This is a genomic window from Tateyamaria sp. syn59, assembly GCF_007995245.1.
Classification (GTDB): domain Bacteria; phylum Pseudomonadota; class Alphaproteobacteria; order Rhodobacterales; family Rhodobacteraceae; genus Tateyamaria.
Genome location: NZ_VCBA01000007.1, coordinates 173,540 through 192,698 on the forward strand (window position 1 = coordinate 173,540; position 19,159 = coordinate 192,698).

Here is a 19,159-nt window from a genome sequence, read left to right on the forward strand (position 1 = left end):
TATGCCTGTCACAACCACCCATGTCGGGTCTTTGCCCCGGACGCAGAAGGTCGTCGATTTCATCTTTGCCCGCGAGCGGGAGGAGCCGTTTGAGCAGGCGGGTTTCGATGCGGCGATGGCGGAGGCGGTGGATGACACAGTGGCCAAGCAGGTGGCGGCGGGCGTCGACATCGTCAGCGATGGTGAGACGTCGAAAATCAGCTATGCGACCTATGTGAAGGACCGCTATACCGGGTTTTCCGGTGACAGCCCGCGCAATGCACCTGCGGATCTGAAGCAGTTTCCCAGCTTTCTGAAGCGCTTGGCCGAGGGTGGCGGGACCCCGCAATATGCGCGACCGATGTGCACGGGTGAGGTGACGTCCAAGGGGCAGGGCGAGTTGGAGAAAGATATTGCGAACCTCAAGGCGGCGATGGCCAAGCATGGGGTTGAGCGTGGCTTTATGAATGCGGCTTCTCCGGGCGTGATTTCGCTGTTTTTGCAGAACGATTTTTATCCGACGCGCGATGCGTACCTCGCCGCCCTCGCCGATGCGATGAAGGCGGAGTACGAGACGATTGTGGGCGCGGGGTTGGATTTGCAGCTGGATTGCCCGGATCTGGCTCTGTCGCGGCACATGTTGTTTAACGATCTGAGCGATGCGGAGTTTGTGAAGATTGCAGATGCGCATGTGGAGGCACTGAACCATGCGCTGGCGGATGTGCCTGCGGAAAAGGTGCGGGTGCATATCTGCTGGGGGAATTACGAGGGACCGCATGTGTGTGATGTGCCCATGGATACGGTCTTTCCCACGCTGATGGCGACCAAGGCGCGCTACGTGTTGTTCGAGACGTCGAACCCGCGTCATGCGCATGAGTGGACCGTGTTTCGGGACCGCAAGGCGGAGATCCCGGACGACAAGGTGCTGGTGCCCGGTGTGGTCGATACCACCACGAACTTTGTTGAGCATCCGGAGGTGGTGCGGCAGCGGATCGAGCGGTTTGCGGAGATTGTGAGCGCGGATCGTGTGATCGCGGGGAGTGACTGCGGGTTTGGCACTTTTGCGGGTTTCGGCTCGGTTGATCCTGAGATCGCCTATGCCAAGCTGAATGCTCTGTCCGAGGGTGCCGCGATGGTGAAGGGCTGAGCCATGGAGGACGCGCTGCATGATCTGCTGAGGTCGGTGGATACGCCCACGGTCTGCAACGCCATTGAGGTCGCGCAGGGCAAGCGCGGGTTCAATGCGTTTACCCGTGGCACGATGCTGGCGTCGGACCCGGATGGGGTGATGGTCGGCTATGCCCGCACCGCCCGGATCCGGGCGCTGACCCCGCCCACGGAGCCGCCCGAGGTGATCAAGGCGCGGCGGATGGGGTACTACAAGTACATGTCAGAAGGGCCGCGCCCGGCGGTCTGCGTGGTGCAGGATCTGGATGTGCCAAATGCGATTGGCGCCTATTGGGGTGAGGTGAACACCAATATTCACAAGGCGTTTGGGCTGACGGGCACGTTGACGGATGGGGTGATGCGTGACCTCGGTGATCTGGCGGAGGGATATCCGGTGGTCGCAGGCTCGATCGGGCCGAGCCATGGGTTTGTGCATCTGGTGGATTATGACCAGCCGGTGCGCATTCATGGACTCGACATCCGGCCCGGTGATCTGGTGCATGCGGACCGGCATGGGGCGGTGGTGATCCCGGAGGATGTGGTGGCCGGGCTAGCGGACGCCATCGCGACGCTGATGCGGTCCGAGAAGATCGTGTTTGATGCGGTCAAGGGCAAGCGGATCGGCTTTGAGGAGTTTGAAGCGGTCTGGGCCGCGTTCGAAGCGGCGCGGACGTGATCCGCTGGGCAATCGCCTTTGCCCTGCTATGTTCGCCGGTCATGGCGGATGATTTGGAACTGAGCCCCGAGTGGGAATATGTCGCTGACACGGTGATGGGTGGCGTGTCTTCGGGGCAGGCCAATGTTGAGGTCGTTGAGGGGCGGGAGGCGGTTCGGCTGACCGGCACGGTGTCGCTGGAGAACAACGGTGGGTTTGTGCAGATCGCTTTTGATTTGGCGGATGGTGCAGTGTTTGACGCCAGTGGGTTTACCGGCGTGGCGCTGGATGTGCTTGGGAATGGCGAAAGCTATGATCTGCGCCTGCGCACCGATGCGCTGACCCGGCCTTGGCAGTCCTTTCGGTCCGAGTTTTTGGCACCCGATGAATGGACAACGATCCGCATCCCCTTCACTGAGTTTGAAGCGCACCGGACCGAAGCATCCTTTGACCCCGCCCGATTGCGCCGCGTTGGTATCCTTGCCATCGGGCGCGAGATGCAGGCGGATGTTGCGGTGTCCGGCGTGCGGTTCTATCGCTAGTCGCGCGGGGCCGGTGCGCCCCCTTCGAAGTTGTTGCCGCGTTCGTAGTCGCACGGTGCCTCCTGCATCTGCAGATGAAGACTGTCGCCAGTATAGGGGTGGGCGCGGGCCAGGTCTTCGTCAACGTCGATGCCTAGGCCGGGGCCTTCTGGCGGCGAGATAAAGCCGCGCTCGACCCGGATGCTGCCCTTGATCAGTTGATCGTGGAACGGTGTCTCGATGGTTTCGCACATCAACAGGTTGGGGATTGAGGCGGCGAGGTGGATGTTGGCGGCCCATTCCACGGGGCCTGCATAGAGGTGCGGGGCCATCTGGGCATTGTAGACCTCGGCCATGGCGGCGACCTTCTTCATCTCCCAGATGCCTCCTGCACGACCAAGGGCCGGTTGCAGGATCGTGGCTGCTCCACTGCGCAGGATGGGGGCGAACTCGGCCTTCGTCGTCAGGCGCTCGCCGGTGGCGATGGGGATGCGAACGGCGCGGGCGACCTTGGCCATTTCCTCGACCGCATCTGGTGGGATGGGTTCCTCGAACCAGAGCGGGGCGTAGGGTTCGAGCGCCTGTCCGAGACGGATGGCGCCTGCGGTGGTGAACTGGCCGTGGGTGCCAAAGAGCAGATCGGCGCGGTCGGCGACGGCCTCGCGGATGGCCTTGCAGAAGTCCACCGACAAGGAGATGTCGCGCATGCCGGGCATGTGCCCGCCGCGCATGGTGTAGGGGCCAGCGGGGTCGAATTTGACGGCGGTGTAGCCGCGGTCGACGCAATCAAGCGCAGCCTCTGCCGCCAGAACGGGTGACGTCCAGAATGCGTCGAGCCCGTGATGGGGCAGAGGGTAGAGGTAGGTATAGGCGCGGATGCGGTCGTTCATCTTGCCGCCCAATAGCGCCCAGACGGGGCGGTTGCGCGCCTTGCCGAGGATGTCCCAGCAGGCGATTTCCAGCCCCGAAAAGGCGCCCATGACGGTCAAATCTGGTCGCTGGGTGAAGCCCGAGGAATAGGCGCGGCGGAACATCAATTCGATGTTTTCGGGGTTTTCGCCTGCCATGTGGCGGTCAAAGACGTCCTCGATCACGGCCCGCATGGCGTTTGGCCCGACGGAGGATGCGTAGCATTCGCCCCAACCGGTGATCCCGTTATCAGTCGTTACTTTGACGAGGATCCAGTAGCGCCCACCCCAGCCCGGCGCGGGTGGTGCGGTGACGATTATATCGAGGTCCTTGAGTTTCATGCGGCTGCCGCTCCATCCCTGTTTCGGCGACGGTGGCGCAGTGGTTGGCGACAGGCAAGTCGGAAAACGACGTGCTTAGGGCGCGGGCGATCCGCTGACGCCCCGCGACGGGCGCGGCTGTGCGCTGCGCATGAACACCATCAGCGCGATGGCGATCAGGACGGCGGCCAGCAGGAAGGGAGCGCCGGGCATGTAGATGCCGTTTGAGGGTTCGGTGAAGCGGTAGAACACGAAAGTCATCAGCAGGGGCGAGATGATCATGGCGAGGGCAGAGATCGAGACGAGCGCGCCTTGCAATTCGCCCTGTTCGTCGTCGCCCACGGCCTTGGACATGATCCCCTGCAGCGCGGGGGTGATGACGGCGGGCAGGGCTGCGAGCGGGGTCAGGATCAGAAGCCATGTGCCGGAGCTGACAAAGCCGATGAGCAGGAAGACCATGACGTCGGCCACGTGTCCGTAGATCACGGCCCCCCGTTCGCCCATCAGGCGCAGCATGGGCCGGATCAACCCGCCCTGTACGACGGCCATCGAGATGCCGAAGAGGCTGAGCGACAGGCCGACCATGCCCGGTGACCAGTCGAACCGCTCGGTTGTGTAGTAGGCCCAGATGGCCGGGTAGACGGCGAAGGCGACCTGGTAGATGAAGAACACCAGGAGCAGCGGGCCGAGGCCGGGCAGTTTGCCCAGGTGCCGGAAGAGGCCGAACGGGTTGGCCCGTTTCCAGGCGAAGGGGCGGCGGATGCGGTCGTCGACCGTTTCCTTGAGCACGATGTAGCCGAAAACGGCGTTGGCGGCTGCGAGGGCGGCAGCGGCGTAGAAGGGCGCGCGCGTGCCGTATTCGGCCAGAAAGCCCCCCAGGGCGGGGCCCAACACGAAGCCGAGGCCGAAGGCCGCGCCGATCAGGCCGAAATTGGCGGCCTTGTCTTCGGGTTTCGAGATGTCGGCCATATAGGCGTTGGCCGTCGATTGGGTGGCTGCGGTGATGCCACCGACGACGCGGCCCAGCAGCAGGAGCCAGATGGTGCCTGCAATGGCCATGACCAGGTAGTCGACGGCGAGGACGACGAGCGACAGGAGGAGGACGGGGCGCCGTCCGTAGCGGTCAGACAGGGCGCCGAGGAGCGGGCCGAAGAGGAACTGCATCGCCGCGAAGGTGGTCGCGAGCACGCCGCCCCAGAGGGCTGCGGTGCCGAGGCCCGCGCCGTTCACCTCTTGGATCAGGTCGGGCATGACGGGCACGATGAGGCCGATGCCCATCGCGTCGATCATGACCGTGAGCAGGATGAAGACGACGGGCAGCTTCACAGGGCGGCCACCCGTTTGGCAAAGGCGCGCGCCTGTGCGGGGGCGGTGCCCAGTTGGGCGGCGGGGTCGAACAGGTCGGCGGGCAGGTCCGGGTGGGCGGCGCGGGCGACGGTTTCCAGCGTTTTGCCAGAGGCGAGTGCGTCTGCGATGAGGGATTTGGTTGCCGCTTGAGCGTCCGGTCGGGGCATGTGCGCGGCGAGGGCGAAGCTGAGCGCTTCGGCGTGGACGCCGCCCAGCCCGTGGAACTTGTTTGCCATGGCGGCGGTGTTCGGCTGCCAGTTTGCGATGAGGGTTTGCGCGATGTGCAGGGCGGCGGCACAGGTCAGAGCGATTTGTGGCAGGACCATCCATTCGGTGAACCATGCCGCGCCGTCGCGTTGATGCTGGTGGCTGGCGGCGCTGGTGAGGCTGGTGCGCAGACCCGCCATCTGGTGCCCGAGCGCAACGAGGGCCGAGGGGCCGACCGGGTTCTGCTTTTGCGGCATGGTTGAGGATGATCCGGCGCCCGCCAGCGTAATCTCCGCCACGTCGCTGGATGCGAGTGCGACGGTGCTTTGCCCGAGCGCGGCCAATGTGGTGACGATCCATGCCATCCAGTCCGCGATGTGCAGGATTGGCGTGCGGTCAGTGTGCCAGCTGCGCTGGGGGTCGCGCAGCTTCAGCGCCTCGGCCAATTGGGCGCGTGTCTCGTCCGCGTGTGGGCCGAGGGCGGAGGCTGTTCCCGCAGCCCCGCTTAGGGAGACCCAGAGTGTTTGATCCTTGAGCAGTACGAGGTCGTCCAGCGCGTCGGCCAGCGGGTTGCCCCATTGTGCAAGCACGGCGCCCCAGCTTGTGGGGGTGGCGTGCTGGCCGTAGGTGCGGGCCACCATGGGGGTGTCAGCGTGCGCGTCGGCTTGTGTGCCGAGATTCTTCAGAATGTCGCGCAGGACCGGTTCGAGTGCTGCCAGCGTCTGGCGTAGGCGCAGCATCAGCGCGGTGTCGATGATGTCCTGGCTGGTTGCGCCCCAATGGGCGTATTGCGCGTGCTCCGGGGCCTCCATCGCCTTGCGGAATTCGGAGACCAGCGCGGGGACGCTGACGCCGTTTTGGCCTGTAGCGTCGGCGAGGCCCGCGGGGTCAATCTGCACCTCGAGCGAGGAGCGGTGGATGAAGGCGGCGCTGATCTCGGGGATCACGCCTTGGGCGCCTTGCACCTTGGCAAGCGCCCCTTCGACCAGCAGCATGGCGCGCACTTCGGCGCTGTCGGTCCAGAGCCGGCCCACCTCGCCTGTCGGGAACAACTTGGCATAGAGCGCCGATGAAAACACCGAAGCGGCCATGGTTCAGATATGTCCTGTCGCGCGCATGAAATCGGTCAGGACGCGGGCGTATTCTTCGGGTTGTTCGACGCAGGGCAGGTGGCCCGCCTTGCGGATCAGGTGGAACTGGCTGCCGGGGATCAGGCTCACCGTTTCACGCACGAGGTCGGGCGGAGTGGACCCGTCTTCGGCCCCTGCAATGCCCAGCGTGGGCAAGCGCAGCGTGGCGGTGGTGGAGAAGAAATCGGTGCCGGAGATGGCGGCGGAGCATCCGGCATAGCCCGCGTCCTCCTGCCGAGTGAGCATGTTACGCCACAGTTCAAGCTCGACCCCCTGGTGGAAGTCGCGGGAGAACCAGCGGTCCATCACGGCGTCCGCCAGTTTTTCGATGCCGCCAGTGTTCACGTCCTGGATGCGGTCGGCCCACATCTCTTTCGTGCCGATCTTGGCGCCCGTGTTCGACAGCACCATGGCGCGCATCAGGTCCAGCCGTTTGACGGCGAGCCCTTGGGCGATCATGCCGCCGATGGAGAGGCCGACGAACATCACCTCTTTGAAGCCGAGCATGTCCATCAGCGCCTCGCAATCGCTGACGAGTGCGCCCATGGAATAGGGGGCGGGCGGGCAGGTCGACAGGCCGTGGCCGCGTTTGTCAAAGCGCAGGATGCGCAGGCCATCGGGCAAGAGTGGCAGGATCGGGTCCCAGAGCCGCATGTCAGTGCCCAGCGAATTGACGAAGACCACCGGTGCGCCGTCGTCCGGCCCGTCAATGCGGTAGTGCAGGCGAACGTCGCCCAGATCGGCCATGTGCATGGTGGTCCCCTTCGTTTTGCGTCCTGTTTGGCGGATTGGGTCGGCAAAGGGAAGGTGCGTTGCGACGACGCGGCCTATCGTGTCAGGCGCATATGGGCGATGATCTGGCCGTGGTCGGAGGCGAGTTTGTTGTACGGCGCCTCTGCGTGGCTGCCATCGGTCAGGTGGTCGTTGAGGACGCTGAAATACTCCATCTCCCCGATGCTGTGCGCGGTGTCCGGCAGGAAGTGGCGGGACATGAAGATCTGGTCGATGCTTTCATAGGTGCCGCCGAAGGCTGCCGTATAGACCATGTCGCGGGTGGATTTGCGGATGAACTGCCGCTCGGCCGAGTGTAGGCGGACGGCTTCGATGTCTTCGCGGATTTGCGCGTCTTCCTCGTCGGAATAGCGGTCGCGCGGGGTTTCGGCGTCATGGCGCAGCATCCAGGCGTAGTTTTTGAATGGGCGCTCGCCGCTGATGATTTCAGAGCTGACGGCGTGTTCGCCATCGTTGAAGTCGCCCATGGCCATGACTGGGTGGCCCGCTTTCAATTCCTCGACGATGGCGCGGCGCAGCACCCAAGCCTCGGCCATGCGGCGCAACGCGGAGCGGAGGCCGCCCAGGGCGCGTGCGACGGGGTCGTATTGGGTCAGGTCAACCTCGGGCGGGACATCGGCGCCTTCAGGGCGCACGAATTCCCCCAGTTTGGATTTGAGGTGACAGTTGAACACGGTGATCACCTGGCCGCCGATGGGCACGCGCACCTTGAGGATCGGGCGGCTGAGCCGTGTCAGGCGAAAGCTGCCGCCGCCGTCGGGTCCCATGGGGCCAAAGTCGATGTCGACGGGTTCGGGCAGGTCCTGGATGATCTCGGGGTCGCCCACGAAGCCGAAGCGCGACAGGATGGCGACGCCCGGTCGGCGTTCGCCCGGCGCGCCTGTGTCGTTGACGTTGGGCGCCACGGCGAGGGCCGCGTCTGTGTAGGGGCGGTAGGCCAGCTTGCGGAAAATGGCCTTGCGCCTGTAGCGTTTGTCGGGGCCGGGGATGTGGTTGTCGTTGTCTGCCATCCCCTCGGCATCGGCGGCGTCGATTACGGCGCGCAGGGCGCTTTCTTCGAAGATTTCCTGAAAGCCTACGATGTCGGCATCCATCGTTTGCACTTGTTCCGACAGCCAGTCGACTTTCCAGGCGTATTCTTCGGGCGTGTAGGACTGGAAGCGGTAGTATTCCTGATCCGGCCCGATCAGGTTTTTGACGTTGAAACTGGCGATGGTGAAGTCGGTCATTCGAGGGTGTCCAATGCGCGTTGGAAGATGTCGGCGTCGACGTTGCCGCCGGAGATGGTGACGATCACGTCGTCCCCTTCAATCTGATCCTGCCGACACAATGCGGCAGCAAGGGCGACGGCGCCGCCCGGTTCGGCTACGAGTTTCAGGCGCAGGAAGGCGTGGGCCATTGCGTGGAGCGCCTCATCCTCGGTGACGGTTAGGCCGGGGCCGCAGAGCCGATGCAGGATTGGAAAGGTCAGATCGCCGGGCTGGGGTGTGATGATGGCGTCGCAGATGTTGCCGGACACCGCAGTGTTGCGTTCGATCCCGCCAGAGCGCAGCGAGCGGGCGACATCGTCGAACCCTTCGGGCTCGGCCGGGCGGACGCGGAGGCCCGGTGCTTCGGCCTCGAGCGCGAGGGCGATGCCGCTTGTGAACCCACCGCCGCCACAGCAGACAATCACGTCTGCGGCGACGACGCCCACGGCGGCTGCCTGTTCGGCAATTTCGAGGCCGGTGGTGCCTTGGCCCGCGATCACCTGCGGGTCGTCGAAGGGTTTGACGAGGGTTAGCCCACGCTCTTCGGCGAGCCTCGCGCCGATGATGTCGCGATCTGCGGAGCCGCGGTCGTAGAGGACGACTTCGGCCCCGAGTGCCTTGGTGTTCTCAATCTTCAGGCTGGGTGCGTCGCTGGGCATCACGATGACGGCGGGCACGTTGTGCATCTGGGCGGCGAGGGCCACGCCTTGTGCGTGGTTGCCGCTGGAAAAGGCGATGACGCCTGCGCTGCGTGTGGCCTCGTCGAGCGCCGACAGGGCCGACAGCGCGCCGCGGAATTTGAAGCTGCCGGTGTGTTGCAGGCATTCCGGCTTGATCCAGACGCGGCGGCCCCCGATGTCGTCGAGGAAGGGCGAGTTCAAGAGCGGCGTGGTGCGCGCGTGGCCGTTGAGCCGGGTCGCGGCGGCGCGAATCATGTCGATGTTCATTGCATTTTTTCCATCCAGGCGCGGAGGGCGCTTAGGGCTTCTGGTTCGTCAAGGAAGGGGACGTGACCCCTGTCCGGCACCTCGGCGTAGATCATATCGGGGCGGCGGTCCTGCATCTTTTGCGCGATCTCCGCGGTGAGCAGGTCGGAGCCTGCGCCGCGGATCAGGGCCAGTGGCTTGCCTGCCAGCGCGTCAAAGAAGGGCCAGAGGTCGGGGACGTCGCCAACGGCCTCGACGGCATCGCGCAGGCGTGGGTCATAGGTGATGTCGAGGCCGTTGTCGGTCTGGGTGAAATGGGTTTGCGCCTCTCGCATCCAGCGTTCTGCGGGGACGTCTGTGAAACCGGGCAGCACATGGGGTAGGGCGGCTGCAGCCTCGGCATGGGTTTTGGCGCCAGGGCGTTTGCCGAGATAGGCCATGATCCCGGTCAGACCCGCAGGATCCAGTTCTGGGCCGACATCGTTCAGTGCTGCGCCGATGATGTGATCAGGGGCGATGGCGGCGAGCCCCATCGCGTTCAGCCCACCGCGCGAGGTGCCGAGGATGGCGACTGAGGCCAGCGAGAGGTGGTCCATCAGCTCCATCACGTCGCGGATTTCGATGGGCAGTGTGTAGTTCTGCCAAGTGTCGCCCCATTGCGAACGTCCGCGGCCACGGTAGTCCATCTTGATCAGTCGGCAGGGGGGCAGATGTGGTGTGACGTACTGGAAGTCCTGCGTTGTGCGGGTGAGACCGGGCAGGCACAGGAGGGGCAGGCCCTGGCCCGCGTCCTCATAATAGAGGGTGAGACCGTCGGACGTCTGGAAGGTGCTCATGCGGTGGCAAGCTCCGGGATGGGCGTGAGGTCGGTCAGGACGTGGGCGGGTCTCCAGGGCAGGCGGTCCACAGGCTCGCCCGCCCGGTTGACCCACGCGGTGGTGAAGCCGTAGCCGGTGGCACCGGCGGCGTCCCAGCCGTTGGAGGAGACGAACAGCACTTCGTCCTTGGCGCAGCCAAAGCGCTGGCCGACGAGGTCGTAGACCCGTGCGTCCGGTTTGAAGATGCCCACGCTTTCGACGGACAGGCAGTCATCGAGGACGTCTGTAATGCCGGCCGATTGGACAGCGCCGTTGAGCATGTCGGGGGAGCCGTTGGACAGGATCGCGGTGTTGAGGCCTGCGTTTTTCAGCGCGTGCAGCATGGCGGGCACTTCGGGGTAGGCCTGCAGCTCCCAATAGAGCGCCAGGAGCCGTTCGCGCAGGGCTGCGTTTCCATCCAGACCGGTGCGTTCGAGCGCCCAGTCGAGCCCGTCCTGAGTGACTTGCCAGAAATCCGTATGCGCGTCGGTGATGGCGCGCAGCCAGGTGTATTGCAGCTGTTTCAGACGCCAGTGTTCGGCCAGCGCGGGCCACGCGTCCTCAAGTTGGGGAAAGGCAGGCTCTGACGCGGCGATGCGTGCGGCTGCCGCAACGTCAAAGAGCGTGCCGTAGGCGTCGAAGATACATGTGGTGATAGGCATTATGCGTTCCTTTGCCCGTACCGTGGCACGGGGCGCGCGGGACGAAAAGGGGCGAGGTGGGGTTTACCCCACTCACACTGCCGGGCAGGGTGTGGCATCTGAGGGGCGGACAATGGCTTGGGAGATGGACCATGGCGGCAATCAAGGACGGCGACACGGTGCGCATCCACTACACCGGGACGTTGCTGGATGGCACCGTTTTTGACAGCTCGGACGGGCGCGATCCGCTGGAGTTTGTCGTGGGGTCCGGGCAGATTATTCCGGGCCTCGACGTGGCCCTGCCGGGTATGGCCGAGGGCGACAAGAAGAAGGTGAGCATTCCCTGCGATCAGGCCTATGGCCCGATCAATCCGGCCTTGCGCCAGGGCGTGCCACGGGATGCGATCCCGGACGACATCGCGCTTGAGGTCGGGTTGCAGTTGCAGATGCAGACGCCGCAGGGCCAGCCGATGCCCGTCACGGTGGTCGAGGTTGGCACAGAAGAGATCATGCTGGATGCCAATCACCCGCTGGCGGGTCAGGATCTGGTGTTCGATTTCGAGGTCGTGTCGGTCAACGCTGGCTGACGCGCGTTCACGCTAGCGCGGAACGACGCCCCACCCACCGTCCCATCAACCGCCGGGCGTAAGAGCGCGCAAGGTTTGCGCCACGTCGTTGGCCTGGGCCTGCACGTCGATCTGCTGCGTGTTGGTGGGGGATGTTGCACCAAGGCGGTGCACGGGTACGGCGTCGGTCGGCATGCGCCGGACATGGACATCTTGCGGTGCCTCGAACCTGCTTTGCTGTTGCGCGCGCGGGGGCACGTCATGGGCCATCGCAACCACATCCTCGACCAGGCCGGGATTCATGCGCAGAAGCAGCAGCAGACCCATGCCTGTAAGCGAGAACACCAGACGGCGCAGCCAGTTCGACCGACGCAGGCGCGCGGCGCGCCGGTCGAGAATGCGGGCGTGGTGTGCCGGGTCTTTGGGTTTCGCGAACATGGTGAAAGCCTATGTGATGAAATTGGCTATTTTGGGGCGGATACGCGCAGTGTGCATCCGCGAAGGTTGAGCATTGGTTAAGAGCGCCGCGCACATGGGATGTGCATCGTCCCGGGGGCGTGCGTAAGCCTTCGGCGCGTTGCCGTCATTCATGTGGTTTATACGAAGGTGTGCGGACATTCCGTCGCGCGGCGTTACACGTGCCGCACCTGATGGTCCGCTGTCGTGCCTAGAGGTGATCCTGTTGGGGCATGCCCAGCACGTGGAAGCCGCCATCGACACGGATGACCTCTCCGGTGGTGCAAGCGCCAGCGTCGGAGCAGAGATAGACGGCTGTCCCGCCGACAGCTTCAAGCGTTGCGTTTGACCGCATCGGCGCGTTCTGGTCGGTGTGCTTGTACGTCTTGCGCGCGCCTGCAATGGCAGACCCTGCGAGTGTTTTCATCGGGCCGGGTGAGATGGCGTTCACGCGGATGCCTTCGGGGCCGAGATCGTTGGCGAGGTAGCGGGTGGCTGATTCCAGCGCCGCCTTGGCCACGCCCATGACGTTGTAGTTCGGGACAACGCGGTTCGACCCCAGATAGGTGAGCGTCAGCAGTGTGCCGCCGTTCTCGACCATCATGGGGTGCGCGCGGCGCGCAACCTCGACAAAGGAATAAGCCGAGATTTCCATGGAATGCTTGAAGTTCGCCCGGCTGGTGTTCAGGAACCGCCCAGTCAGTTCCGACTTGTCTGAATAGGCGATGGCATGGACCAGAAAGTCGATGGTCGGCCAGCGGGCCTGCAGCCCTTCAAAGGCCGCATCAAGCGAGGCGTCATCGGTGACATCCACGTCCACCATGAAGTCGGACCCGACGCTGGCCGCCAGAGGCTCCAGCCGTTTTCCGAAGGCTTCGCCCTGGTAGGTAAAGGCCAGTTCGGCGCCGGCGCCGTGCAGCGCCTTTGCTATGCCCCATGCAATCGAGCGATCGTTGGCAACGCCCATCACAAGGCCGCGTTTTCCTGTCAGCAATCCTGTCATGGCGAAATACTACCCGTGAAATTTCGAAAGGATCATGGATCCGTTTGTGCCGCCGAAGCCGAAGGAGTTCGTCATCACCGAATCGAGACCTGCGTCGGGCCGCATTTCCGTTGCGATTTCGGAGGCGTTCAGGCCGGGGTCTAGGGTTTCCACGTTGATCGATGGTGTGATGAAATCGTTGTCCAGCATCAGAAGGCTGAAAATGGCTTCGAGCGCCCCGGCCGCCCCTTGGGCATGGCCTGTCATGGACTTGGTGGAGCTGACGGGCGGTGTGCTGCCTTCGCCAAAGACGCGGCGGACGGCTTCGATTTCGCCCACATCGCCCACGGGGGTCGAGGTGCCATGGGCGTTGATGTAGTCCACACTGCGGCCTTCGGGCAGGGTTTGGAGCGCGAGACGCATGGCGCGTTCACCGCCTTCGCCCGAAGGCGCCACCATGTCATGGCCGTCGGATGTCGCGGCGTAGCCGGTCACTTCCGCGTAGATCTTGGCACCGCGTGCTTTGGCGTGTTCAAGCTCTTCCAGAACGACGATGCCGCCGCCGCCGGAGATGACGAACCCGTCGCGGTCCGCATCAAAGGCCCGGCTGGCCCGCGCGGGGGTGTCGTTGTATTTCGAGGACATCGCGCCCATGGCGTCAAAGAGGCAGGACAGGGTCCAGTCCAGTTCTTCCCCGCCGCCTGCGAACATCACGTCCTGTTTTCCCAGCATGATCTGTTCGGCCGCATTGCCGATGCAGTGCAGGGAGGTCGAGCAGGCGCTGGTGATGGAGTAGTTGATGCCCTTGATCTTGAAGCCCGTTGCAAGGTTCGCGCTGATGGTCGAGGACATGCATTTGGGCACGGCAAAGGGGCCGATGCGCTTGGTCGCGCCTGTCTTCAGCACGGTCTGGTGCGCGGTCAGCATGGCCGAGGTGGACGGCCCGCCGGACCCGGCGACAAGTCCCGTGCGCGGGTTCACGATGTCACCTTCTTCCAGCCCCGCATCCGCGATGGCCTGCGTCATGGCGATATGGGCATAGGCGGCTCCCGGTCCCATGAACCGCAGTGCGCGCTTGTCCACGTGTTCCTTGACGTCCAGCTTGAGCGTTCCGGCGATCTGGCTGCGAAAGCCGTGTTCGGCCATCTCTTCGCTGGCGACGATTCCCGAGGTGCCGGATTTGAGGGAGGCGAGCACCTCTTCGGCGTTATTGCCGATGGACGACACGATTCCCAAACCGGTGACAACAACGCGGCGCATGATCAGGGTCCTTTCTGGCCTCGGTCCGACAGGTCAGCTTTCTGACAGAGCGACTTTCATGTCCTTGACCTGATAGATCACTTCGCCGTCGGCTTCCACCCGCCCGTCGGCGACACCCATGGTCAGGCGGCGGGTCTGGATCGCCTTGGTGAAATCGACATAGTAGGTCAGCATCTTGCGGTCGGGGCGGACCATGCCGGTCAGCTTTACTTCGCCCACGCCCAGGGCATAACCGCGCCCCTGCCAGCCGCGCCAGCCCAGATTGAAGCCGGTCAGTTGCCACAGGCCGTCGAGGCCGAGACAGCCGGGCATGATCGGGTTGCCGGGGAAGTGGCAGTCGAAGAACCACAGGTCCGGTGTGATGTCGAATTCGGCGATCACATGCCCCTTGCCGTATTCGCCCCCATCGCCCGAGATGTCGGTGATGCGATCCATCATCAGCATGGGCGGTTCGGGCAGTTGCGCGTTGCCGGGGCCAAACAGCTCACCGCGGGCGCATTTCAACAGGTCGTCTTTGTCAAAACGGGTGGGGTAGTCTGCCATTGGGGCCTCGTATTGGTCGCGCATGTGGTCCCGTTTACAGGGTTTTGACCCTCTAGCACCGGGCGGGCGAAGGGCGCAAGGGCGCTGGCGGTGGCTTGTCAGGTTGCTGCGGGTGCGGCAGGGTCAGGCATATGAAAGACGTCGTTGATCTTGATCGCTATCCGCTCGACCGTCCGCACACGCCGGAATGGGATGCACTGGTGCAATTTGCGAAAGACGGCCTGGCGCGGGACGGGTTGTTCAATTTGCCGGGCTTTATGCGCCCTGAGGCGTTGAGGGCGGTGTTGACGCACGTTCACCCGCGTATGGAGGCGGAGAGTTTTCACCATCGCCGTGCGCACAACATCTACTTCAAGGATCACGTCGATGGTTTGCCGCCGGATGATCCGGCACTGCGGAAGGTGGAGACGGCAAACCATACGCTTTGCCATGATCAAATGCGCGGCACTGCACTGGACCAGATTTATCTGTGGCCTGCGTTCGCGACGTTCCTTGCGGCGGTTATGGACAAGCCGCAGCTTTACACGATGGACGACGCGCTGGCCGGGCTGAATGTGCTGGAGTACCGGCCTGGCGAAGCGCTGAACTGGCATTTTGATCGGTCGATCTTTACCACCACGCTGCTGTTGCAAGAGGCGAGCGTTGGTGGGCTGTTCGAATATGCCAAGGATCTGCGCCGCGAGGATGACCCCAATCATGCGGGGATTGCCGATTTGCTGGCTGGTCGCATCACGCCGACGACGCTTGAGCAGTCGGCGGGCACGTTGAACGTGTTTCTCGGCGTGAACACGGCGCATCGGGTGTCGACCGTGAGGCCCGGTACATCGCGGATTGTCGCGGTGCTGTCGCACTACGACACGCCGGGTCGCGCCTTCAGTTCCGAAGAACAGATGGGCTTTTTCGGACGTGTGGCATAATGCCTATCCTCGTTTTGCGATTGAATTGCAAAACGATGGCCCTTTATATGTAGGGTAACGCTACGAGGACGGTATGACCCACACGCAGCAACAGACAGGTATCAAATGGTTGGCCGGGGCAGGACTGCGCCCGACGCGGCAGCGTGTGACGCTGGCCACCTTGTTGATCGGCGACGGCCAGCATCGGCACGTCACCGCCGAAAGCCTGTTTGAATCTGCCAAGGCCGAGGGCGAGGCCGTATCGCTCGCCACCGTTTACAACACGTTGCGCGCGTTCTGCGATGCAGGGCTGATGCAGGAAGTGACGGTGGACGGATCGAAAAGTTACTTCGACACAAACACGCATGATCACCCGCACTTCTTCTGGGAAGACGAGGCCAAGCTCACCGATGCGCCGTCGGACGAGCTGGTGATTGCGCAGCTGCCTGATGCACCAGCGGGCGCGGAGATTGCGTCGGTGGATGTGGTGATCCGGTTGCGGCGCAAAAGCTGAGCACTCCCCCGGCGGCTTTACCTCCGGCTAAGATGTTTCAGGTACGGCTTTCGGGACTTACGCCCACCGAAAGTTTGCCTTTGTTCGACATCAACCCCGATCATCCTGATGCGCCGTTGACGCGCGTGCTGCAATTGCAGTGCAGGGCGTTGGCCGCGGTGCCGCACGAGTTTCGCGCGGTGGGTACATGGCTGAACTACGATTGCGCGTTGTTGCCCTATCTCGATGACGAAGAGGATCGCAGCCGCGTTCTGGACGACATCGGACGTGCGCGCACCGCACTCGACCATGTGATGCGGTATTTTGATTTGTCTGCGGACATCCCCGATTACCATCCCGACGCGCTCGCCTGGTTCCACGGCTGTCTTGCGCGGGCGCCAAAACAGGCGGATCCGTTTCGGGAGACGGCGAGAATGCTGTTTCATGTGCAGGACGTCGCGATCAACCAGCCGTCCCGGACGAAAGCGGTGCACAGAGACACCTCGCATTACATCATTACCGAACTTGCGCCGGAAATTGTCGGGCTGCTCGATATCCTGAACGCCGAAGTGGAGGCGCAGGAGCAATCGCGCGTGGCCTATGCCGAAACCATGCGGGCGAAGGCGGACGCGGCGGTGGCGGACATTCAATCCGTCAGCAAGATGGTGCGCCTGATTTCCCTCAACGCCTCGGTCGAGGCGGCGCGGGCTGGAGACGCTGGCCGCGCCTTTGCCGTCATCGCGTCCGAGGTGAAGGCCATGTCAGAGGCGATCCAGACATCAGCGCGGAGCGTGACCGGCACCGTGCGCGATCTTACAGAACGGCTTTAGCCGCGCGGCGGCGGTGTCAGAACCACTGTCCGGGTTCCATCAGCCCGAGGTCCAGAAGCTGGCGCGAATGCCATTCGAACGCGGCCGAGTTATGCCATTTGAAGGTTTCGATGTCGAACGTGCTGCCCGGGTTCAGTTTCAGTGCCTTGGCGGTTCGGAACGAACAGATGGCCGCGGTCAGGTTGTGGTGCCACTGGCACGCATAGGTGTTGTATTCTTCGTCGTTGAATGTGTGATTGCTGAGCAGTTGCAGGCCCGGTTTTGTCCTGAACAGTGAAATCCGGTCTATCTTGCGCCGCGCTTCGGGCACGTGTTCCTCGAACCGCCAGCGCAGCCCGCCAAAGAAGTCCAGTTGCCGATCCTTGGGGTGCCCATCCAGACCTTTGCGCGCCAGAGCGTAATAGCCCGACCGGTCCAGATGCGCATGGTCCAACGAGACCGCATTCGGATTGTCCCACAGGTTTTCCGCATACAGGTCCACGACATAGGTCAGCATGGCATCGCGCCGCTCTTCGGTGTGAAAGGCCAGCATCTCGCCCACAGAGCGGGTTTCGCAGAACGGGTGGAACAGGAATTCGGCGTTGTAGCAATAAAACATCCACGTCCCGTCCGGCACCGCCTTGATCACGGTATTGACCGCCGTTTCCAGCGCTCCCGCCGCCGATGCGTCAAAGTCTATGCGGATCACGGATTCGGCCAGGTCGCGCGCGAGGATCAGGCGCCGGTCCATGAAGGCGATAATCTGCTTGAAACCGGCCTGTTGATGGTGCCGCAACGTGGTGTCCAGTTCGACGTCGTCCTCTGCCAGAATCAAGGCCACGGGCCCGGTCTTTGGAACCGCGTCCGCGTCGTTGAGAAAATTGCTCAGACTGTCGAAATGCATGGCTTGGTCCTTGTGGCGCCGTTGCGGTCAAATTTCCGTTAATCAGGGCCGCATTGCAAGATAGCCGAGGGCCTGATAAGCGACCGCTTCCATCCGTACATTTCGGGACCGAAGCCCATGACGACGCCAAAGAAGCTCTTTATCAAGACCTATGGGTGTCAGATGAACGTCTATGACAGCGAACGCATGGCCGAAGCGCTGGGCGGGCAGGGGTATGTCGAAACACAGACACCCGATGATGCGGACATGATCCTGCTGAACACCTGTCACATTCGTGAAAAGGCAGCGGAGAAGATCTATTCCGAGTTGGGCCGTTACAAGGGGCTGAAGGCCGACAAGCCGGACCTCAAGATCGGCGTGGCGGGGTGTGTGGCGCAAGCTGAGGGACAGGAGATCATGCGCCGCCAGCCCATGGTCGATTTGGTCGTGGGGCCGCAAAGCTACCACCGCCTGCCCGAGATGGAGGCGCGGACACGGGCCGGGGAAAAGGCGCTCGACACCGATTTCCCGGAGGAGGACAAGTTCGAGAAGCTGAAGGGGCGGCCCAAGGCGCAGCGCGGCCCGACTGCGTTCCTGACCGTGCAGGAAGGGTGCGACAAGTTCTGCGCGTTCTGCGTGGTTCCCTATACGCGCGGGGCCGAAGTCAGCCGCCCGGTGGATCGTATTCTTGCCGAGGCGCGTGATCTGGTGGAACGCGGCGTGCGTGAAATCACGCTGCTGGGCCAGAACGTGAATGCCTATCACGGCGCGGGGCCGGATGGGTCGGAGTATACCCTGGCCAAGCTGATCTGGGACCTCGACAAGGTCGACGGGCTTGAGCGCATCCGCTTTACAACCAGCCATCCCAACGACATGACCGATGATCTGATTGAAGCGCATGGCACATGCAGCAAGCTGATGCCGTATCTGCATTTGCCGGTGCAGTCGGGCAGCGATACGATTCTCAAGCGCATGAACCGCAGCCACACCGCCGACAGCTATCTGCGCCTGATCGAGCGTATTCGCGCGGCACGCCCCGACATTCTGATGTCCGGCGACTTCATCGTGGGCTTTCCCGAGGAAACGGAGGCCGATTTCCAGGCCACGCTCGACCTCGTCGAAGAGGTGAAGTACGGCTATGCCTATAGCTTCAAGTATTCGACACGTCCGGGCACACCAGCGGCGGAACGACCACAGGTTGATCCCGCCGAGGCCGATGACCGGTTGCAACGGCTACAGGGCCTGATCACACGCCAGCAGCGCGACATTCAGAACAGTATGGTCGGCCGTACGGTGAACGTGCTGTTCGAAAAGCCAGGACGCTTGCCCGGACAGATGGGCGGCAAGAGTGAATACCTGCACGCCGTCCATGTTGCCGACGCGCCGGTCGGCATCGGTGATATCGCACCGGTGAGAATCGTTGACGCAGCGGCAAACTCCTTGGCCGGTGTGATTGACTGAAGCAGAGCCTTCGCCTGCAATTTGGGCGAAAAAGGCTCGGATCAGTTGTAAGTCTGCCCAATCAGAGCACAATATCTGGTAAAAACGGGTTCACAGATCGTTCATTTTT

At 63.3% G+C, this 19,159-nt stretch carries 21 protein-coding genes; 8 read left to right on the forward strand and 13 right to left on the reverse strand.

From position 1 onward, the window contains the following. The first annotated feature begins 1 nt into the window (after position 1). From FD715_RS15010 to FD715_RS15020, 3 genes are read left to right on the forward strand one after another with little or no spacing between them, the layout of a single operon-like run. Complete coding sequence (locus FD715_RS15010; RefSeq protein ID WP_147111367.1) at positions 2–1,126, forward strand: cobalamin-independent methionine synthase II family protein; 1,125 nt, start codon at positions 2–4, stop codon at positions 1,124–1,126. Positions 1,127–1,129: 3 nt separating this feature from the next. Next, positions 1,130–1,822 carry an RraA family protein gene (locus FD715_RS15015; RefSeq protein WP_147111370.1) on the forward strand — a complete coding sequence of 231 codons (693 nt, stop codon included), beginning with the start codon at positions 1,130–1,132 and terminating at the stop codon, positions 1,820–1,822. Next, entirely contained in the window at positions 1,819–2,343 is a 525-nt protein-coding gene (locus FD715_RS15020; protein ID WP_370455409.1) for a CIA30 family protein, read from the forward strand. Before FD715_RS15015 ends, FD715_RS15020 begins: the two co-directional genes overlap by 4 nt. On the opposite strand, the gene FD715_RS15025 is transcribed toward FD715_RS15020, so the two are convergent. The 8 genes from FD715_RS15025 to FD715_RS15060 all read right to left on the reverse strand — a co-directional run bounded on the left by FD715_RS15025 (position 2,340) and on the right by FD715_RS15060 (position 10,722). Continuing rightward, positions 2,340–3,572, reverse strand: coding sequence for a mandelate racemase/muconate lactonizing enzyme family protein (locus FD715_RS15025; protein WP_147111373.1), 1,233 nt, complete (start codon positions 3,570–3,572; stop codon positions 2,340–2,342). The genes FD715_RS15020 and FD715_RS15025 overlap by 4 nt on opposite strands. Positions 3,573–3,647: 75 nt before the next feature. After that, complete coding sequence (locus tag FD715_RS15030) at positions 3,648–4,877, reverse strand: TCR/Tet family MFS transporter (protein ID WP_147111376.1); 1,230 nt, start codon at positions 4,875–4,877, stop codon at positions 3,648–3,650. After that, a complete protein-coding gene (locus tag FD715_RS15035) occupies positions 4,874–6,196 on the reverse strand; it encodes a lyase family protein (RefSeq protein WP_147111379.1) in 1,323 nt (440 codons plus the stop codon). Before FD715_RS15035 ends, FD715_RS15030 begins: the two co-directional genes overlap by 4 nt. 3 nt (positions 6,197–6,199) lie before the next feature. Continuing rightward, positions 6,200–6,988: a 3-oxoadipate enol-lactonase gene (pcaD, locus tag FD715_RS15040; protein WP_147111382.1), complete on the reverse strand. Its 789-nt coding sequence runs from the start codon at positions 6,986–6,988 to the stop codon at positions 6,200–6,202. A gap of 74 nt (positions 6,989–7,062) precedes the next feature. Continuing rightward, positions 7,063–8,256, reverse strand: coding sequence for an endonuclease/exonuclease/phosphatase family protein (locus FD715_RS15045; protein ID WP_147111385.1), 1,194 nt, complete (start codon positions 8,254–8,256; stop codon positions 7,063–7,065). Then, positions 8,253–9,224, reverse strand: coding sequence for a threonine/serine dehydratase (locus FD715_RS15050; protein WP_147111389.1), 972 nt, complete (start codon positions 9,222–9,224; stop codon positions 8,253–8,255). The genes FD715_RS15045 and FD715_RS15050 overlap by 4 nt, the downstream gene beginning before the upstream one ends. Beyond that, on the reverse strand, positions 9,221–10,039 hold the full coding sequence (locus FD715_RS15055) for an alpha/beta fold hydrolase (protein ID WP_147111392.1): 819 nt from the start codon (positions 10,037–10,039) through the stop codon (positions 9,221–9,223). The genes FD715_RS15050 and FD715_RS15055 overlap by 4 nt, the downstream gene beginning before the upstream one ends. Further along, complete coding sequence (locus FD715_RS15060; RefSeq protein WP_147111395.1) at positions 10,036–10,722, reverse strand: haloacid dehalogenase type II; 687 nt, start codon at positions 10,720–10,722, stop codon at positions 10,036–10,038. Before FD715_RS15060 ends, FD715_RS15055 begins: the two co-directional genes overlap by 4 nt. A gap of 131 nt (positions 10,723–10,853) precedes the next feature. Between FD715_RS15060 and FD715_RS15065 the strand changes: the two genes are divergently transcribed. Beyond that, positions 10,854–11,288 carry a peptidylprolyl isomerase gene (locus FD715_RS15065; protein ID WP_147111398.1) on the forward strand — a complete coding sequence of 145 codons (435 nt, stop codon included), beginning with the start codon at positions 10,854–10,856 and terminating at the stop codon, positions 11,286–11,288. A gap of 45 nt (positions 11,289–11,333) precedes the next feature. Here FD715_RS15065 and FD715_RS15070 read toward each other — a convergent pair whose 3' ends face one another. The 4 genes from FD715_RS15070 to fabA form a co-directional block, all read right to left on the reverse strand. Continuing rightward, positions 11,334–11,705 (reverse strand): hypothetical protein, encoded by a 372-nt coding sequence (locus tag FD715_RS15070; RefSeq protein ID WP_147111401.1) that lies wholly within the window; start codon positions 11,703–11,705, stop codon positions 11,334–11,336. Between the two features lie 229 nt (positions 11,706–11,934). Further along, positions 11,935–12,726 carry an enoyl-ACP reductase gene (locus FD715_RS15075; protein WP_147111403.1) on the reverse strand — a complete coding sequence of 264 codons (792 nt, stop codon included), beginning with the start codon at positions 12,724–12,726 and terminating at the stop codon, positions 11,935–11,937. Between the two features lie 9 nt (positions 12,727–12,735). Then, positions 12,736–13,965 carry a beta-ketoacyl-ACP synthase I gene (gene fabB / locus FD715_RS15080; protein WP_147111406.1) on the reverse strand — a complete coding sequence of 410 codons (1,230 nt, stop codon included), beginning with the start codon at positions 13,963–13,965 and terminating at the stop codon, positions 12,736–12,738. Positions 13,966–13,998: 33 nt separating this feature from the next. Then, on the reverse strand, positions 13,999–14,508 hold the full coding sequence (gene fabA / locus FD715_RS15085) for a bifunctional 3-hydroxydecanoyl-ACP dehydratase/trans-2-decenoyl-ACP isomerase (protein ID WP_147111594.1): 510 nt from the start codon (positions 14,506–14,508) through the stop codon (positions 13,999–14,001). Positions 14,509–14,639: 131 nt separating this feature from the next. Here fabA and FD715_RS15090 point away from each other — a divergent pair, with 131 nt between their 5' ends. The 3 genes from FD715_RS15090 (at position 14,640) to FD715_RS15100 (ending at position 16,727) form a co-directional block, all read left to right on the forward strand. Then, positions 14,640–15,425, forward strand: a complete 786-nt coding sequence (locus FD715_RS15090) for a 2OG-Fe(II) oxygenase (protein ID WP_147111409.1) — start codon at positions 14,640–14,642, stop codon at positions 15,423–15,425. A gap of 73 nt (positions 15,426–15,498) precedes the next feature. Continuing rightward, a complete protein-coding gene (gene irrA, locus FD715_RS15095) occupies positions 15,499–15,918 on the forward strand; it encodes an iron response transcriptional regulator IrrA (RefSeq protein WP_147111412.1) in 420 nt (139 codons plus the stop codon). 32 nt (positions 15,919–15,950) lie between these two features. Beyond that, the gene (locus tag FD715_RS15100; protein ID WP_147111415.1) at positions 15,951–16,727 is read left to right on the forward strand and encodes a methyl-accepting chemotaxis protein; all 777 of its coding nucleotides are present in this window, start codon (positions 15,951–15,953) and stop codon (positions 16,725–16,727) included. A gap of 16 nt (positions 16,728–16,743) precedes the next feature. Here FD715_RS15100 and FD715_RS15105 read toward each other — a convergent pair whose 3' ends face one another. Next, positions 16,744–17,610 carry a glycosyltransferase family 2 protein gene (locus FD715_RS15105; RefSeq protein WP_147111418.1) on the reverse strand — a complete coding sequence of 289 codons (867 nt, stop codon included), beginning with the start codon at positions 17,608–17,610 and terminating at the stop codon, positions 16,744–16,746. Positions 17,611–17,727: 117 nt separating this feature from the next. Here FD715_RS15105 and miaB point away from each other — a divergent pair, with 117 nt between their 5' ends. Beyond that, positions 17,728–19,050 (forward strand): tRNA (N6-isopentenyl adenosine(37)-C2)-methylthiotransferase MiaB, encoded by a 1,323-nt coding sequence (gene miaB, locus FD715_RS15110; protein WP_147111422.1) that lies wholly within the window; start codon positions 17,728–17,730, stop codon positions 19,048–19,050. Positions 19,051–19,159: the final 109 nt, after the last annotated feature.

Bases quoted from the DNA above. Each gene is read 5' to 3' on its own strand.
- FD715_RS15010 (WP_147111367.1), top strand. From the start codon at position 2: ATGCCTGTCACAACCACCCATGTCGGGTCTTTGCCCCGGACGCAGAAG.
- FD715_RS15015 (WP_147111370.1), top strand. From the start codon at position 1,130: ATGGAGGACGCGCTGCATGATCTGCTGAGGTCGGTGGATACGCCCACG.
- FD715_RS15025 (WP_147111373.1), bottom strand. From the start codon at position 3,572: ATGAAACTCAAGGACCTCGATATAATCGTCACCGCACCACCCGCGCCG.
- FD715_RS15035 (WP_147111379.1), bottom strand. From the start codon at position 6,196: ATGGCCGCTTCGGTGTTTTCATCGGCGCTCTATGCCAAGTTGTTCCCG.
- pcaD (WP_147111382.1), bottom strand. From the start codon at position 6,988: ATGCACATGGCCGATCTGGGCGACGTTCGCCTGCACTACCGCATTGAC.
- FD715_RS15045 (WP_147111385.1), bottom strand. From the start codon at position 8,256: ATGACCGACTTCACCATCGCCAGTTTCAACGTCAAAAACCTGATCGGG.
- FD715_RS15050 (WP_147111389.1), bottom strand. From the start codon at position 9,224: ATGAACATCGACATGATTCGCGCCGCCGCGACCCGGCTCAACGGCCAC.
- FD715_RS15055 (WP_147111392.1), bottom strand. From the start codon at position 10,039: ATGAGCACCTTCCAGACGTCCGACGGTCTCACCCTCTATTATGAGGAC.
- FD715_RS15060 (WP_147111395.1), bottom strand. From the start codon at position 10,722: ATGCCTATCACCACATGTATCTTCGACGCCTACGGCACGCTCTTTGAC.
- FD715_RS15065 (WP_147111398.1), top strand. From the start codon at position 10,854: ATGGCGGCAATCAAGGACGGCGACACGGTGCGCATCCACTACACCGGG.
- FD715_RS15070 (WP_147111401.1), bottom strand. From the start codon at position 11,705: ATGTTCGCGAAACCCAAAGACCCGGCACACCACGCCCGCATTCTCGAC.
- FD715_RS15075 (WP_147111403.1), bottom strand. From the start codon at position 12,726: ATGACAGGATTGCTGACAGGAAAACGCGGCCTTGTGATGGGCGTTGCC.
- fabB (WP_147111406.1), bottom strand. From the start codon at position 13,965: ATGCGCCGCGTTGTTGTCACCGGTTTGGGAATCGTGTCGTCCATCGGC.
- fabA (WP_147111594.1), bottom strand. From the start codon at position 14,508: ATGGCAGACTACCCCACCCGTTTTGACAAAGACGACCTGTTGAAATGC.
- FD715_RS15090 (WP_147111409.1), top strand. From the start codon at position 14,640: ATGAAAGACGTCGTTGATCTTGATCGCTATCCGCTCGACCGTCCGCAC.
- irrA (WP_147111412.1), top strand. From the start codon at position 15,499: ATGACCCACACGCAGCAACAGACAGGTATCAAATGGTTGGCCGGGGCA.
- FD715_RS15100 (WP_147111415.1), top strand. From the start codon at position 15,951: ATGTTTCAGGTACGGCTTTCGGGACTTACGCCCACCGAAAGTTTGCCT.
- FD715_RS15105 (WP_147111418.1), bottom strand. From the start codon at position 17,610: ATGCATTTCGACAGTCTGAGCAATTTTCTCAACGACGCGGACGCGGTT.
- miaB (WP_147111422.1), top strand. From the start codon at position 17,728: ATGACGACGCCAAAGAAGCTCTTTATCAAGACCTATGGGTGTCAGATG.